We start from the raw sequence: 13,814 nt of genomic DNA, 5'->3' as shown, positions 1-13,814 counted from the left end.
TGGCGAAAGCCAGGACCCATAACCACCGAATTCAGTTTGATGAAGATTCGTGGTTGGCAATCACGTCCGACAACTTCGCCATGGGGTAATGGATCCTGGCTTTCGCCAGGACGACGATGGGGTAAGCAGAGCGCCTTAACAACTAGACCGTCAGCCGCGCACCATCGCTGCCGGCAATCTTAAGCGGCACGATGCTGCCGACCCGCTCGCCCGCAATCGCCACCGGCAGATAGTGCTCCGTACGCCCCTGAGCATCGCTCTCGATCAGCACCTCACGCGTCGCACCGATCTCGGCTTGGAGGCGACGTCGCAGCGCCGCCTCGCCAGCCGCACGCAGCCGCTTCGCGCGTTCCTTGATCGTACCGCCCGCGACCTGCGGCATCTTCGCGGCCGGCGTGCCGGGACGCGGCGAATAGGGGAAGACGTGGAGGAAGGTGAGCCCGCACGCCTCGACGAGATCGAGCGAGCGCGCAAACATCTCGTCGGTCTCGGTCGGAAAACCCGCGATGATATCGGCGCCGAACACGATATCAGGCCGCAGCCGCCGCACCTGATCGCAGAATGCAATCGCATCCTTCCGCGAATGCCGCCGCTTCATGCGCTTCAGGATCATGTCGTCACCCGACTGCAGCGACAGATGCAGATGCGGCATCAGCCTGATATCGTCGGCGATTGCATCGAGCAGATCAGCGTCTGCCTCGATCGAATCGATCGAGGAGATGCGCAGCCGCTTCAACTCCGGCACGTGCCGCAAAATCTGCCTGGTCAGCATGCCGAGCTTCGGCGCGCCCGGCAGATCGGTGCCGTAGCTGGTGAGGTCGACGCCGGTCAGCACGATCTCGGCATGGCCGCGCTCCACCAGCGCCCGCACCTGATCGACCACCGCGCCCATCGGCACCGAGCGCGAATTGCCGCGGCCATAGGGAATGATGCAGAAGGTGCAACGATGATCGCAGCCGTTCTGCACCTGAACGAACACGCGCGGCAGGCCGCTGGCATAGCCGTCGACGAGATGCGGGGCCATCTCCTTCACGGCCATGATGTCGCTGACGGCGATCTTCTCGCCGGCGCCGAGATCGAAGGCGGCGCGGGCCGCGCGCCAGGCATCACCGCGCATCTTGTCGTCATTGCCGACGACGCGATCGACCTCGGCCATGTCGGCGAACATGCCGCTCTGCGTCTGCGCCGCGCAACCTGTGACGACGATGCGCGCGCCGGGCCGTTCACGCTTCAATTTGCGGATCGACTGCCGCGCCTGCGCCACCGCTTCGTTGGTGACGGCGCAGCTATTGATGACGATGGTGTCGGAAAGCCCCGCCCCTTCCGCCTCGCGGCGGATCACCTCGGCCTCGAAGGCGTTGAGGCGGCAGCCGAAGGTGACGATTTCGACGGCCATCAGCCGGCCGGCGCGAACAGCGCCGGATCGAAATGGCCTTCATATTCGAAGGTCGCGGTGCCCGTCATCAACACGTGGTCGTCGCGCTCGCGCCATTCGATGACGAGCTTGCCGCCGGGCAGCGTCATCTCCACCTTGCGCTCGGTGCGCTTCAGCCGCGCAGCCGCAACGGCGGTCGCGCAGGCCGCCGAGCCGCACGCACGGGTGAGCCCGGCGCCGCGTTCCCAGGTGCGCATCGTGATATGCTCGCGGTCGACGATATGCGCGAGCGTGATGTTGGCGCGCTCGGGGAAGATCGGATGATTTTCCAGCAGCGGCCCGACGCGACCGAGATCATAGGCATCGACGTCGTCGACCCAGAAGATCGCGTGCGGATTGCCCATGCTGACCACGGAGGGCGAATGCAGGATCGGATTGTCGATCGGCCCGATCTGCAATTCGATGTAACGGGTGTCGCGAAACTCCTCCGCCAGGGGAATGTCCCGCCAGCCGAACTTCGGTGCGCCCATGTCGACCGTGTAGAGATCCGGCGCAGGGCCCTGCCAGGCATTGAGCAGGCCGGCTGCCGTCTGGAAGGTGGCCGTGGTCTGCCCGCTCTTCTCGAAGATGCGGCGAACCACGCAGCGCATGCCGTTGCCGCACGCACCGGCTTCGGAGCCGTCGCTGTTGTAGATGCTGATGAAGGCTTCGGTGCCGTCGAGCCGGGGCTTCTGAAGCACCATCAGCTGGTCATAGGGCACACCGCCATCCGCGGAGGCCACCGCGCGGGCGTCGTCCGGCGTGACCTTGCCCGTGGAATCGCGCATGTCGATAACGACGATCTCGTTGCCGATGCCGTTCATCTTGGCAAATGCGTGATTGGCGAGCGCGCTCATGAAAATTCCCGAATTTCGCCTGCCTTATATGGCGATCCTGGCCGGCTTGGCCAGTGATTTGCCGCCCGGGCGCCTGCACGTCCGCCATGACGCATCTGTCATGGGACGAATTTGGCGCTCGCGTGTTAGAACGGCGCAGTTCGCGCGATCCGGGATGCGCGGCCGGATGTGGGCCTGGGCGCCAAGGCCTTGATCCGGAAGTTTCTTGGGGAGAACAAAATGATTGGGTTTCGTCGTCTTGCTCTGGCCGCGCTGATCCCGGCAGCGGCCCTGTCGCTGGGGTTGTCAGGCGCTTTGGCTCAGACCCCGAGCCCCGCGCCCGCCGCCTCGGCAAGCCCCTCGCCGGCCCCGTCGGCGTCCCCGTCCCCCGCCGCGAGCGCTTCGCCCGCGCCCGCGGCAACGCCATCGCCGGCGGCCAGCGCCTCGCCTGCTCCTGCAGCATCGCCCTCGCCCGCAGCCAGCGCGTCACCCAGTCCGGCCGCACCGCCGCCCGCCGCGGCCGCCACGCCGGCTCCGGTGCAGACCGCCGACCCCTTTGGCCTGGAGACCACGCTCGAGGCCAAGAAGGTCGTGATGGTCAAGGGCACCGCCAATTGGGACTCCGCCTTCGACACCCTGGTCGACGCCTTCAAGGCGCTGAACACGCTGCTCGACAAGCAGGGCATCAAGCATGCCGGCAATGCGATGATCGTCTACACCTCGACGGATGACACCGGATTCACCTTCCTCGCCGAGATCCCGGTCGAGCAGGACCCGAAGAACCTGACCAAGGACATGAGCATCGGCAAATCGCCCGAGGGCAAGGCGCTCAAATTCGTCCATCGCGGCTCCTATGACAACATGGACAACACCTACGAGGCGATCACCAATCACCTCGACGACAAGAAGCTGGAAGCCAAGGACACCTTCATCGAAGAGTACCTCACCGATCCCCTCAAGACGGCCGAGGACAAGCTCGTAATCAACGTGTTCGTGCCGCTGAAGTGAGAATGATGAAAACGCCTGCTGCCCTCGCCGCAATCCTCGCCGCCACACTGCTGGCCGCGCCCGCAATCGCCGACGAAATTCCGTCCGCCATCTCGGTGAGCGGCGAGGCAACAGTCTCCGCCGCCCCGGATCTCGCGCAGATCGATGCCGGTGTCGCCAGCGACGCCAAATCGGCGAAGGAAGCCTCCGATGCTAACAACGCCGCGATGGGCAAGGTGCTGCTGGCGCTGAAGGGCGCCGGCATCCCGGAGAAGGATTATCAGACCTCGCGCCTGTCGCTGCAGCCGCAATATGCGCCGAACCGCACGACCGGCGCCTCGCCTGTGGTGGGCTTCCGCGCCTCCAATCGCGTCACCGTGAAGATCCGCGACGTGACCAAGGTCGCCGGCATCATCGACACGCTGGTCGGCGCCGGTGCGAACGATGTCGGCAACATCTCGTTCGAGGTCACGCAAGCCTCGAAGCTGCTCGATGACGCGCGCGAGCAGGCGGTCGCCGATGCCCGCCGCAAGGCCGAGATCTACGCCAAGGCCGCCGGCGTCACGCTGGGCGCGCCGCTCAGCGTCGCCGAGGGCGGCGCTCCGATGCCGCTGTTCAAGAGCCGCATGGCCGTAGCACCGATGGCCGCCGCACCCGCAGCGGTGGCGCCGGGCGAGGAGACGCTTTCGGTGACGGTGAATGTGAGCTGGGCGATCAAGCCGGCGCAGTAAGCGCCGGAAGAGGCACGCGGCCGCTACAACAACAGTGTCGTCCCGGCGAAGGCCCGGACCCATACGCCGCAGCCGTCGATGCCGCGCAAGATGATCATTGCCTATCTTCGCCAAATTTCGGCTGCGGCGTATGGGTCCCTGATCTGCGCGCGCTTGGGGCGCGCTTGTCCGGGACGACGTGCTGAGTGTGTGGAGACGCCGGAGTTAAATCTCCACCACCTGCCCCGGCTTCATCGCGACGAACCGCTCCTGCGGAATCCTTGCGGCATCGAGCGCTTCCAGCAGCGCCTTCGCCGGCGCATCAATCGCCTCGTCCGTCAGCTGGAACGTGCCGTGATGATGCCCGAGCGCTTGCTCTGCGCCGCAGTCCAATAGCGCCTTGACCGCATCTTCCGGGTTCATGTGCTGATCGCGCATGAACCAGCGCGGCTCGTAGGCGCCGATGGGGAGGATCGCCAGGCGCAGCGACCCATGCTGCTCGGCAACGCGGCGGAAATGACTGCCATCGCCGTAACCGGAATCGCAGACGACGTAGATTTTGCCGACCGGCGTCTCCAGCACGAAGCTCGCCCACAGCGCCTTGTTGCGATCGAACAGGCCACGCGCCGTCCAGTGCCGTGTCGGCACCAGCGTCGCGGCGACGCCGTTACCGAGCTGGACGCGCTCGTGCCAGTCGAACGCCTTCGCCTTGATCGTCGAATCATAGCTTCGCATCGTCACGTCATTGCCGAGCGGGGTGACCACGCGCGGGGCAAAATTCTTGGCGAGCCGCGACAGCGTCGCCATGTCGAGATGATCGTAGTGACCATGCGAGACCAGCACGACGTCGATCTTCGGCAACTTCTCGAAGGCGATGCCGGGATCGTTGCGGCGCTTCGGCCCGGCGAAGCTGACGGGAGAGACACGCATCGACCAGACGGGATCGACGAGGATGTTGAGCCCGCCGGTCTGGATCAGCCAGCTGGCGTGCCCGACGAAGGAGAGCCGCACCTTGCCGCCTTCGACACGCTCCGGCGGGGTGTCGGCGTGAGGGCTCGGGGCCCAATCCGGCCATGTCGCGCGCTCCCGTCCGCGGCCGAATTGCCAGCGCAGGACCTCACGGAGCGATTTTGGCGGCGAGCCGTCCGGATCGAAGAAATTGAGGCCGTTGAAATGGTCGGAGACGGGGCCGTCATAGGTTTTCATGCGGAGGATCCGGAGGTAAGACATCACCGGCTATATGGGCGGAGCCGGAGAAAAAGGAACCCGGAGCCGGAAGGGCTGCATTTTCAACGCGTTGCCCGTCCAAATGAGCTTCGACCCCCTAACTTTCCTTGACTTTTGGGCATCGGCAGCGTTTAACCCCGCCACTTTCTCGGAAAGGCTTTCTTTTCGACCCGCCCACTGGCCCTGGAGGCCAGAGGCCAACGCCCGACAGCGCTGTGCGCCCTCGGGCGCAAAGGTGTTTGGACGATCGCTTACCCACGGAAGTGGTCATCCCCCGCGAAGGCGGGGATCCAGTACTCCGAGTCGGCTCGGCTAGAATCGAGGCGCCGCGGCGTACTGGATGCCCCGGTCGAGCCGGGGCATGACAGCGGAGAATAACGGCGCGCCCCTTACCAGGGGACAGCAACAGGACAAGTGCATTGTTCGACAATCTGTCGGAACGGCTTGGTGGCATTCTCGATCGCCTGACGGGGCGCGGGGCGCTGACCGAAAAGGACGTCGACGCCGCGATGCGCGAGGTGCGCCGCGCGCTGCTCGAGGCCGACGTCGCGCTCGAGGTCGTCCGCAGCTTCACCGAACGGGTCCGCGAGCAGGCGATCGGCGCCACCGTCGTCAAGTCGGTGACGCCAGGCCAGATGGTGGTCAAGATCGTCCATGACGAGCTGATCAACACGCTCGGCGCCGAAAGCCAGACCATCGACGTCAACTCCGTGCCGCCGGTGCCGATCATGATGGTCGGTCTGCAGGGCTCGGGCAAGACCACCACCACCGCCAAGCTCGCCCGCCGTCTGGTCCAGCGCGACAAGCGCAAGGTGCTGATGGCCTCGCTCGACGTCTACCGGCCGGCGGCGATGGAGCAGCTGGCCGTGCTCGGCCGCGATCTCGACATTCCGACGCTGCCCATCGTCGCAGGACAGCAGCCACCGCAGATTGCCAAGCGCGCGCTCGAGGCCGGCAAGCTCGGCGGCTACGATGTCGTGCTGCTCGACACCGCCGGCCGCACCACGCTCGACGAAGACATGATGGCGGAAGCAGCCGCAATCAAAGCCGCCGCGAATCCGCATGAAGTGCTGCTGGTTGCGGATAGCCTCACCGGCCAGGACGCCGTGAATCTGGCGCGCGCGTTCGATCAGCGTGTCGGCCTCACCGGCATCGTGCTGACACGCGTCGACGGCGATGGCCGCGGCGGCGCCGCGCTGTCGATGCGCGCGGTCACCGGCAAGCCGATCAAGCTGATCGGTACCGGCGAAAAGACCGATGCGCTCGAAGACTTCCATCCTGACCGTATCGCCGGCCGCATCCTCGGCATGGGCGACGTCGTCTCGCTGGTCGAACGCGCCGCCGCCAATATCGACGCCGAGAAGGCCGCGCGTACCGCCGAGCGCATGCGCAAGGGTCAGTTCGACCTCAACGACATGCGCGAGCAGCTGCTGCAGATGGCGAATATGGGCGGCATCAGCGGCCTGATGGGCATGATGCCCGGCATCTCCAAGATGAAGAACCAGATCGCGGCCGCCGGCATCGACGACAAGATTTTGAAGCGCCAGGTCGCCATCATCGATTCCATGACGCGCGACGAGCGCCGTCATCCCGATCTGCTCAAGGCCAGCCGCAAGAAGCGCATTGCGGCAGGCAGCGGCCAGAGCGTCGAGCACGTCAACAAGCTGCTGAAGATGCACCGGAACATGGCGGACGTGATGAAGGCCATGGGCTCGGGCAAGCGCGGCCCGCTCGCCGGCATCGCGCAGGCGATGGGCTTTGGCGGTGGCATGAAGATGCCGTCACCGGAAGACATGAAGGCAATGCAGGAGAAGATGCAGAGCGGCGGCGGACAGGGTCTGCCGAGCCTGCCGAAGGATTTGCCGGCCGGTCTTCGCACCGGCCTGCCGAACCTTCCGGGACTGACCGGACTGAGCGGCAAGCCGACGCTGCCGGGCCTCGGCGGTTTCCCGGGCAAGAAGAAATGAGGAATTCGTCGCACGGGATCGCATCGGTCCCGCGCAACGCGGAATACCAATCAACCGAACAAAACGTGCTTTGAAGGAGAACTAAATGTCCGTCGTTATCCGCCTCGCCCGCGCAGGCACCAAGAAGCGTCCCGTCTATCACGTCGTCGTCGCCGATTCGCGCTTTCCCCGCGATGGCCGCTTCATCGAGCGTCTCGGCCATTTCAATCCGCTGCTGCCGAAGGACAACGAGACCCGCCTGAAGCTCGACATGGACAAGGTGAAGGCCTGGCTCGCCAAGGGCGCGCAGCCGTCGGACCGCGTGTCCCGCTTCCTCGATGCCGCCGGCGTCAAGAAGCGCGAGCAGCGCAACAACCCCGAGAAGGCCGTGCCGCGCAAGGAGCGCAAGGCGCAGGCCGAAGCCGCCGCGAAGGGCTAAGGCTAGATTATGTCGGCGCTGATCTGCGTCGCGCGGATCGGCGCCGCGCATGGCGTGCGCGGTGCGGTCAAATTGTGGACCTTCACCGAAGATCCCTTTGCCGTGAAGCGCTACGGTCCGCTGCTTGCCAAGGACGGCAAGCGCCAGTTCGAACTGGCGCAGGTCCGCGAAGCCAAGGACCATCTGGTCGCGACGTTCAAGGGCGTCGCGACCCGCGATGAGGCCGAGCGCCTCAACGGCATCGAACTCTACGTCGCGCGCGAAAAGCTGCCCGCGACCGACGAGGACGAATATTACCACGCCGATCTGATCGGGCTCGCCGCCGTCAACACCGATGGCGATGCGCTCGGCCGCGTGCTCGCGATCCATAATTTCGGCGCCGGCGACATCATCGAGATCGCACCGCTCAAGGGCGCGACGATGCTGCTGCCGTTCACCAACGCGGTCGTGCCCGAGGTCGACATCGCCGGCGGCCGCGTCGTGATCGCGCTGCCGCGGGAGATCGAGGGGGAGGATCGTGGCGAAGCTCCCTCCGCGAGTCGTCCCCGCGAAGGCGGGGACCCATAACCACAGGCCGTGGTTTTGGGTAAGCTGGTAGCTCCAGCCATCGCAAAACTGGCTGCGGTGGTTATGGATCCCGGATCTGCGCGCGCTTGTGGCGCGCTTGTCCGGGACGACGAGAACTGAAATCGAATGACCAATCCCTCCCCCTGGCGCGCGACGGTGCTGACGCTGTTTCCGGAGATGTTTCCGGGGCCGCTCGGCCTGAGCCTCGCCGGCCGGGCGCTGGCCACAGGGCTCTGGGAGATCGAGGCGCGGGACATCAGGGCCTCCGCGACCGACCGTCACCGCAGCGTCGACGACACCCCTGCCGGCGGCGGCCCGGGCATGGTGCTGCGGGCCGACGTTCTGGCGGCGGCCATCGATGCCGCGGAGATCGGCCCCGACCGACCCCGCCTGCTGATGAGCCCGCGCGGTCGGCCATTGACCCAGGCCCGCGTCAGAGAGCTGGCTCTGGGCCCCGGCCCCCTGATCGTCTGCGGGCGGTTCGAGGGGATCGACCAACGGGTGATTGATGGACGCGGCCTGGAGGAGGTCTCGATCGGCGACTACGTGCTCTCGGGGGGCGAAATCGCCGCTATGGCCCTGATCGACGCCTGCGTCCGGCTGCTGCCGGGCGTGATGGGCAAGGAAGCCTCGGGAGCCGAGGAAAGCTTTTCCGACGGCCTGCTCGAATACCCCCAATACACCCGCCCGCAGCTGTTCGAGGGGGTTCCGATCCCCGAGGTCCTGACCTCCGGCGACCACGCCAAGGTCGCGGCCTGGCGGCGGGCGCAATCCGAGGCCCTGACGGAGGCCCGGCGACCTGACTTATGGGCCAAAATCCCGCCCAAACCGCCGAATCGGCCGGGACGCCAAAAAACGCCAAAAAACAAGACAGACGGGTGACAAACGCTCCGGCTTGCCTTATAGGAGCGGCCACATCCGCAATGGCTGGATAGACGAATTTCGCGCAGCCCCCGTTTCGCAAGGCTGGGCGCGCCGATGGAGATTTACCCATGAACCTGATCAAGCAGCTCGAGCAAGAGCAATTCGACAAGCTGTCCGCCGGCAAGGACATTCCGGAATTCGGTCCCGGCGACACCGTGATCGTCAACGTGAAGGTCGTCGAAGGCGACCGCACCCGCGTGCAGGCCTATGAAGGCGTTTGCATCGGCCGTTCCGGCGGTGGCCTCAACGAGAGCTTTACCGTCCGCAAGATCTCCTACGGCGAGGGCGTCGAGCGCGTGTTCCCGGTGATGTCGCCGATGATCGACTCGATCAAGGTGGTGCGTCGCGGCAAGGTGCGTCGCGCCAAGCTCTATTACCTCCGCAACCTTCGCGGCAAGTCGGCCCGCATCGTCGAGAAGACTGAGCACGCCAAGGCCGCCGTCAACGAGTAAGCTGTCGCAGACAGTCGAGTTTCGAAAAGCGCGGGGCCAAACGCCCCGCGCTTTTTTGTTGCCTCAGCCGTGCGCGTCAAAGCCCTCGCGCTTCCAAATCTCCCTGCTATATACTCCTGGAATGTTTCCAGATCTGACCAGCCTCGTGTCGCCCCAGCGCATCGTCATCGACGATCGTTCGCGGCTGCCTGGCCGGTTCTTCGGACGCTTCGCGACCTCGGCAACGTCAGAGCTTAGTCCCGCAGCCTGAAGGCTGCGCTGAACACTTCTCTGTGGCCCGCGCGTGACCGCGCATTTCCGTTACCAACATTGTTCGGAGCTTAAGCTCATGTCCAAGCCGACCACCCTGTACGACAAGATCTGGAACGACCATCTGGTGCACGAAGCCGAGGACGGCACCTGCCTGCTCTATATCGACCGCCATCTGGTGCACGAGGTGACCTCACCTCAGGCGTTCGAAGGTCTGCGTGCGACGGGGCGCAAGGTCCACGCGCCCGAGAAGACGCTCGCGGTCGTCGACCACAACGTGCCGACCACCGATCGCACCAAGCCGAATCCGGATCCTGAAAGCATCGAGCAGATCAAGGCGCTGGCCGAGAACGCCAGGGAATTCGGCATCGAATATTACAACGAGTTCGATAAGCGCCAGGGCATCGTCCACGTGATCGGCCCCGAGCAGGGTTTCACGCTGCCGGGCACCACCATCGTCTGCGGTGACAGCCACACCTCGACGCATGGCGCGTTCGGTGCGCTCGCGCACGGCATCGGCACCTCCGAAGTCGAGCACGTTCTGGCGACGCAGACGCTGATCCAGAAGAAGGCGAAGAACATGCGCGTCACCGTCGACGGCAAGCTGCCGGACGGCGTGACGGGCAAGGATATTATTTTGGCCATCATCGGCGAGATCGGCACCGCAGGCGGTACCGGCTACGTGCTGGAATACGCCGGCGAGGCGATCCGTTCGCTCTCGATGGAAGGCCGCATGACGGTCTGCAACATGTCGATCGAAGGCGGCGCGCGAGCGGGCCTCGTCGCGCCCGACCAGAAGGCGTTCGACTTCCTGCGCGGCCGTCCGAAGTCGCCGAAGGGCGCGGACTGGGATGCGGCGATGCGCTACTGGGAGAAACTGCGCTCCGACGAAGGCGCACATTTCGACCACGAACTGCGCCTCGATGCCGCCAAGCTGCCGCCGATCGTGACCTGGGGCACCAGCCCTGAAGACGTGATCTCGGTGACGGGCATCGTGCCCGATCCTGATAAGATCGCCGATGAGGCCAAGCGTCTCTCCAAGCATCGCGCCTTGAAGTACATGGGCCTGACGGCAGGAACGAAGATCACCGACATCAAGCTCGACCGCGTCTTCATCGGCTCCTGCACCAACGGCCGCATCGAGGATCTGCGCGCCGCCGCCAAGATCGCGGAAGGCAGGCAGGTCGCAGGCAGCGTCAACGCCATGGTCGTGCCGGGCTCCGGCATCGTGAAGGAGCAGGCCGAGGCCGAGGGTCTGGACAAGATCTTCATCAAGGCCGGCTTCGAATGGCGCGAGCCGGGTTGCTCGATGTGCCTCGCGATGAACCCGGACAAGCTGGCTCCGGAAGAGCGCTGCGCCTCGACCTCGAACCGCAATTTCGAGGGCCGCCAGGGCTTCAAGGGCCGCACGCATCTGGTGTCGCCGGCGATGGCTGCAGCAGCCGCAATCGCCGGTCACTTCGTCGATATCAGGGACTGGCGCTGAGCCGCTCCCTGCAATTGTAGCGATTGGGGCAAACCGCCGTTAATCGGCGTCACGCACATTGTGTCCTCGCGACGGTTCGCGAGGACACGCCTCATGGCCAACAAGCCTGAATATGTCGATCTGATCAGCGACGCCACGCGTCAGCACCGGCGCCGCGCAACGCCGCTTCGGATCGTCGCCAGACCCGAGGTCGAGGAGACCTCGAAGCTGAGCCGCTGGCCGCCGGCCATGTTTCGGCAATGGAAGATCGAAAATTTGATGCCGTGGAAATCGGCATCATGGAGGCTGAAGGACTAGTTCTCCGTCATGCCAGCAAAGGCTAACATCACCAATAGCGGTACGGGTAGTGCCAGCGGTGCCAGCGGCAGATGCGGCGCGGACCGTAGTAGGTCCAGATGATCCGGCAGCGGCGCGGATAGTGGTAGTAGGAATAGTAGGGATAGTATCCGCCGTAATAATAGCGCCGGTGGACGTGGCGATAGCCGTAATACGGGCGATAGTAGCCGCCACCCCAATGACGATGGTAGCCGCCATATCCGCCGTAGCGGACGCCGCCATAACGATAGCCGCCGCCATGGAACGCCGGCGCGGCATGGAAGCCACCGCCGTGGAAGCCACCAAAGTGACCTCCGCCACCATGGAAGCCGCCACCACCATGGAAGCCTCCGCCGCCGTGGAAGCCGCCACCACCGCCGCCGCCATGGCGGACCTGGATCATCGTGTCATCGCTTGCAGCCTGCGCCGCGGGCAGCGCCGTCGGGTTGATCGGCGTCATCGCTTCAGCGCGGCGCGCTGTCCCTGATGACAGCATCAGAACGGCAAATGCGGCAAGCCCGAGCAAGCGCAGCGAGCTCGTCCCGGGACGCAATATCCTCAGCATGGAGTGTCTCCCTGAATGCGGACAGCAGCATCGCGGCGCAGCGCCTCGCGCCGTCGCTGTTCATTTGCAGTCGCTCCCGAGATTAAACTAGAGACGATGACGTGAACGCGCCATGAATGAACGACGCTGCGCGCGCATCACCAGAACGGCCCGTAGCCGATCACGAACGGCGCGGGCACGCCATAGGGGTAAGGGCGATAATAGACCGGCCGCGCGTAATAATGCGGATCCGGCCGCGGAACATAGCGCGCGCTGTCGTATCGAACATGCCGTCGCCCATCGAACACCGCGCGTCCCGCGGAGGCATCAGGCAGCTTCGTCAGCTTCTGCGCGGCGGAAGCGTGAGGCAGGCTTGCGGAAAGCCCGACGGCAACGGCCAATGCGATCCATCTCGTCATGACAACCTCCACACGCATCATGAGAGGATCGCGCGGCCGCCTGCAAGTCAAAAGCACCCGAACTGGAACGCCGGGCCTCAATCTCTGATGGATGAAAGCGAACACCGGCGCTACATTTCAGACGCGGCCAAAACCAGATGTCAGCGACCCGCGTATCTTGTGGTCGGTGCATGCAGGAGATGGTCATGCCACAGCTACAGGGATTGCGGATATCGTGCCTGGCGATCGCGGCGAGCGTCCTGCTCGGCGCAGGTTCAGCGCTGGCCTCGCAAGGGCCGGGCGCAGCGGGCGGCACGGCAAGCCCGCTGACGCAGCTCGTGATGGCGATCCTGGTCTATGGCGTGTCCGCAGTCGTGGTCGGCGCCGGCCTGATCGGCGCGCTGCGCCGGCGCTGAGGCCGTCCGTCAGCCGCGACGCCAGTAGCAGCTCATATGCGGCACGATCACCGTGCCGCTCGGCCGGTATTCCTGAACATAGGTGGCGTTGCATTCGCGGACCGCATCCGGGCCCGGATTGTAGCGCGGATAGACGCCGTCGGGGGTGTAGTAGGGCGTGACGCGCAGGCGCGTCTGGGGCCGCTTGCGCGGCGGCGGGGCGTCAGGGGTGGTCGCCTGGGCCGCGCGAACTGCCGTGCCAGCCGTCTGCGCATATGCGCCGCCGCCAGCTTGCGAAAACAACCCCATGCACAGTAGCGTCAGCGCTGTTTTTGCTCGCATTTTACTGGCCCACCTCAATCGTCCCCATCGAGGCCCACGCTCCCCGTTTTGGCGGCGCCCGTCAACCTCGCAGCCCTTATAAAGCCGGATGCATCGCTGCGAAACCCGCGCTAAGAGGGGGGCCATGTGGACGGATCTGAAAGCGCCCTCGCTGGCCGAGATGGAAGTGACGGCGCACGACATTTTCGAGCGCCTGCCGGCAGAATTTCGCAGCCTGTGCGAAGGCCTGATCATCCGCGTCGACGACTTCCCCACCGAGGAGATCCTCGACGAGATGCAATGCGAGAGCGAGTTCGACCTGCTCGGCCTGTTCCAGGGCGTCGGCCTGCCCCAGCAGAGCCTGGGGGACGTGGCGCGGCTGCCCAACATGGTCTGGCTCTACCGCCGGCCGATCCTGGACTACTGGGCCGAGCACGACGAGAGCCTCGGCCATATCGTCCGCCACGTCCTGATTCACGAGATCGGCCACCATTTCGGCCTCTCGGACGACGATATGGAAGCGATCGAGGCACAGGAAGGCTGACGCGGACTCGGTTCGCCTCTCCCCAGCGGAAAGAGGTGGACTGCCGACGCCGCACCAGAC

Annotated in this window: 17 protein-coding genes; 11 read left to right on the top strand and 6 right to left on the bottom strand. The window is 65.2% G+C overall.

From position 1 onward, the window contains the following. Positions 1–142: 142 nt before the first annotated feature. Complete coding sequence (gene mtaB, locus JQ621_RS29035; protein WP_212239987.1) at positions 143–1,396, bottom strand: tRNA (N(6)-L-threonylcarbamoyladenosine(37)-C(2))-methylthiotransferase MtaB; 1,254 nt, start codon at positions 1,394–1,396, stop codon at positions 143–145. Further along, positions 1,396–2,271 carry a diaminopimelate epimerase gene (gene dapF / locus JQ621_RS29030; RefSeq protein WP_212239985.1) on the bottom strand — a complete coding sequence of 292 codons (876 nt, stop codon included), beginning with the start codon at positions 2,269–2,271 and terminating at the stop codon, positions 1,396–1,398. Before dapF ends, mtaB begins: the two co-directional genes overlap by 1 nt. A 219-nt stretch (positions 2,272–2,490) precedes the next feature. On the opposite strand from dapF, the gene JQ621_RS29025 reads away from it, so the two are divergent. Continuing rightward, a complete protein-coding gene (locus tag JQ621_RS29025) occupies positions 2,491–3,258 on the top strand; it encodes a GyrI-like domain-containing protein (protein ID WP_212239983.1) in 768 nt (255 codons plus the stop codon). 5 nt (positions 3,259–3,263) lie between these two features. Continuing rightward, positions 3,264–3,968 (top strand): SIMPL domain-containing protein, encoded by a 705-nt coding sequence (locus JQ621_RS29020; protein ID WP_212240126.1) that lies wholly within the window; start codon positions 3,264–3,266, stop codon positions 3,966–3,968. Between the two features lie 204 nt (positions 3,969–4,172). Here JQ621_RS29020 and JQ621_RS29015 read toward each other — a convergent pair whose 3' ends face one another. Continuing rightward, positions 4,173–5,177 (bottom strand): MBL fold metallo-hydrolase, encoded by a 1,005-nt coding sequence (locus tag JQ621_RS29015; RefSeq protein WP_249125646.1) that lies wholly within the window; start codon positions 5,175–5,177, stop codon positions 4,173–4,175. A gap of 416 nt (positions 5,178–5,593) precedes the next feature. On the opposite strand from JQ621_RS29015, the gene ffh reads away from it, so the two are divergent. From ffh to JQ621_RS28980, 7 genes are all read left to right on the top strand, one after another. Beyond that, positions 5,594–7,141 carry a signal recognition particle protein gene (ffh, locus tag JQ621_RS29010; protein WP_212239977.1) on the top strand — a complete coding sequence of 516 codons (1,548 nt, stop codon included), beginning with the start codon at positions 5,594–5,596 and terminating at the stop codon, positions 7,139–7,141. An 85-nt stretch (positions 7,142–7,226) separates the two neighbouring features. Then, positions 7,227–7,559: a 30S ribosomal protein S16 gene (gene rpsP / locus JQ621_RS29005; protein ID WP_212239974.1), complete on the top strand. Its 333-nt coding sequence runs from the start codon at positions 7,227–7,229 to the stop codon at positions 7,557–7,559. A gap of 9 nt (positions 7,560–7,568) precedes the next feature. Further along, positions 7,569–8,126 carry a ribosome maturation factor RimM gene (rimM, locus tag JQ621_RS29000; RefSeq protein ID WP_212239970.1) on the top strand — a complete coding sequence of 186 codons (558 nt, stop codon included), beginning with the start codon at positions 7,569–7,571 and terminating at the stop codon, positions 8,124–8,126. Between the two features lie 126 nt (positions 8,127–8,252). Continuing rightward, positions 8,253–9,008, top strand: a complete 756-nt coding sequence (gene trmD, locus JQ621_RS28995; RefSeq protein WP_212239964.1) for a tRNA (guanosine(37)-N1)-methyltransferase TrmD — start codon at positions 8,253–8,255, stop codon at positions 9,006–9,008. A 110-nt stretch (positions 9,009–9,118) separates the two neighbouring features. Then, the gene (rplS, locus tag JQ621_RS28990; protein ID WP_028133304.1) at positions 9,119–9,502 is read left to right on the top strand and encodes a 50S ribosomal protein L19; all 384 of its coding nucleotides are present in this window, start codon (positions 9,119–9,121) and stop codon (positions 9,500–9,502) included. A gap of 328 nt (positions 9,503–9,830) precedes the next feature. Further along, positions 9,831–11,237, top strand: coding sequence for a 3-isopropylmalate dehydratase large subunit (leuC, locus tag JQ621_RS28985; protein ID WP_212239962.1), 1,407 nt, complete (start codon positions 9,831–9,833; stop codon positions 11,235–11,237). Between the two features lie 93 nt (positions 11,238–11,330). Beyond that, on the top strand, positions 11,331–11,534 hold the full coding sequence (locus JQ621_RS28980; RefSeq protein ID WP_212239960.1) for a hypothetical protein: 204 nt from the start codon (positions 11,331–11,333) through the stop codon (positions 11,532–11,534). Between the two features lie 28 nt (positions 11,535–11,562). Here the strand turns inward: JQ621_RS28980 and JQ621_RS28975 are convergent, their stop codons facing one another. Continuing rightward, complete coding sequence (locus JQ621_RS28975; protein WP_212239957.1) at positions 11,563–12,117, bottom strand: hypothetical protein; 555 nt, start codon at positions 12,115–12,117, stop codon at positions 11,563–11,565. 137 nt (positions 12,118–12,254) lie between these two features. Continuing rightward, the gene (locus JQ621_RS28970; RefSeq protein ID WP_212239955.1) at positions 12,255–12,515 is read right to left on the bottom strand and encodes a hypothetical protein; all 261 of its coding nucleotides are present in this window, start codon (positions 12,513–12,515) and stop codon (positions 12,255–12,257) included. 185 nt (positions 12,516–12,700) lie between these two features. On the opposite strand from JQ621_RS28970, the gene JQ621_RS28965 reads away from it, so the two are divergent. Further along, on the top strand, positions 12,701–12,910 hold the full coding sequence (locus tag JQ621_RS28965) for a hypothetical protein (protein ID WP_249125645.1): 210 nt from the start codon (positions 12,701–12,703) through the stop codon (positions 12,908–12,910). A gap of 9 nt (positions 12,911–12,919) precedes the next feature. Here JQ621_RS28965 and JQ621_RS28960 read toward each other — a convergent pair whose 3' ends face one another. Then, on the bottom strand, positions 12,920–13,198 hold the full coding sequence (locus JQ621_RS28960) for a hypothetical protein (RefSeq protein ID WP_212240122.1): 279 nt from the start codon (positions 13,196–13,198) through the stop codon (positions 12,920–12,922). 157 nt (positions 13,199–13,355) lie between these two features. Here JQ621_RS28960 and JQ621_RS28955 point away from each other — a divergent pair, with 157 nt between their 5' ends. After that, entirely contained in the window at positions 13,356–13,754 is a 399-nt protein-coding gene (locus JQ621_RS28955) for a metallopeptidase family protein (protein WP_212239953.1), read from the top strand. Positions 13,755–13,814 lie beyond the last annotated feature (60 nt).

The organism is Bradyrhizobium manausense (assembly GCF_018129685.1).
Lineage (GTDB): Bacteria > Pseudomonadota > Alphaproteobacteria > Rhizobiales > Xanthobacteraceae > Bradyrhizobium > Bradyrhizobium manausense_D.
This window is presented reverse-complemented; position numbering and strand designations above follow the sequence as displayed.

Excerpts from the sequence above, each read along its gene's own strand:
- JQ621_RS28980 (WP_212239960.1), top strand. The coding sequence starts at position 11,331 with ATGGCCAACAAGCCTGAATATGTCGATCTGATCAGCGACGCCACGCGT.
- JQ621_RS29020 (WP_212240126.1), top strand. The coding sequence starts at position 3,264 with ATGAAAACGCCTGCTGCCCTCGCCGCAATCCTCGCCGCCACACTGCTG.
- trmD (WP_212239964.1), top strand. The coding sequence starts at position 8,253 with ATGACCAATCCCTCCCCCTGGCGCGCGACGGTGCTGACGCTGTTTCCG.
- JQ621_RS29025 (WP_212239983.1), top strand. The coding sequence starts at position 2,491 with ATGATTGGGTTTCGTCGTCTTGCTCTGGCCGCGCTGATCCCGGCAGCG.
- JQ621_RS28955 (WP_212239953.1), top strand. The coding sequence starts at position 13,356 with ATGTGGACGGATCTGAAAGCGCCCTCGCTGGCCGAGATGGAAGTGACG.
- rplS (WP_028133304.1), top strand. The coding sequence starts at position 9,119 with ATGAACCTGATCAAGCAGCTCGAGCAAGAGCAATTCGACAAGCTGTCC.
- mtaB (WP_212239987.1), bottom strand. The coding sequence starts at position 1,396 with ATGGCCGTCGAAATCGTCACCTTCGGCTGCCGCCTCAACGCCTTCGAG.
- JQ621_RS28965 (WP_249125645.1), top strand. The coding sequence starts at position 12,701 with ATGCCACAGCTACAGGGATTGCGGATATCGTGCCTGGCGATCGCGGCG.
- JQ621_RS28975 (WP_212239957.1), bottom strand. The coding sequence starts at position 12,117 with ATGCTGAGGATATTGCGTCCCGGGACGAGCTCGCTGCGCTTGCTCGGG.
- JQ621_RS28970 (WP_212239955.1), bottom strand. The coding sequence starts at position 12,515 with ATGACGAGATGGATCGCATTGGCCGTTGCCGTCGGGCTTTCCGCAAGC.
- dapF (WP_212239985.1), bottom strand. The coding sequence starts at position 2,271 with ATGAGCGCGCTCGCCAATCACGCATTTGCCAAGATGAACGGCATCGGC.
- JQ621_RS29015 (WP_249125646.1), bottom strand. The coding sequence starts at position 5,177 with ATGTCTTACCTCCGGATCCTCCGCATGAAAACCTATGACGGCCCCGTC.
- rimM (WP_212239970.1), top strand. The coding sequence starts at position 7,569 with ATGTCGGCGCTGATCTGCGTCGCGCGGATCGGCGCCGCGCATGGCGTG.
- JQ621_RS28960 (WP_212240122.1), bottom strand. The coding sequence starts at position 13,198 with ATGGGGTTGTTTTCGCAAGCTGGCGGCGGCGCATATGCGCAGACGGCT.
- rpsP (WP_212239974.1), top strand. The coding sequence starts at position 7,227 with ATGTCCGTCGTTATCCGCCTCGCCCGCGCAGGCACCAAGAAGCGTCCC.
- leuC (WP_212239962.1), top strand. The coding sequence starts at position 9,831 with ATGTCCAAGCCGACCACCCTGTACGACAAGATCTGGAACGACCATCTG.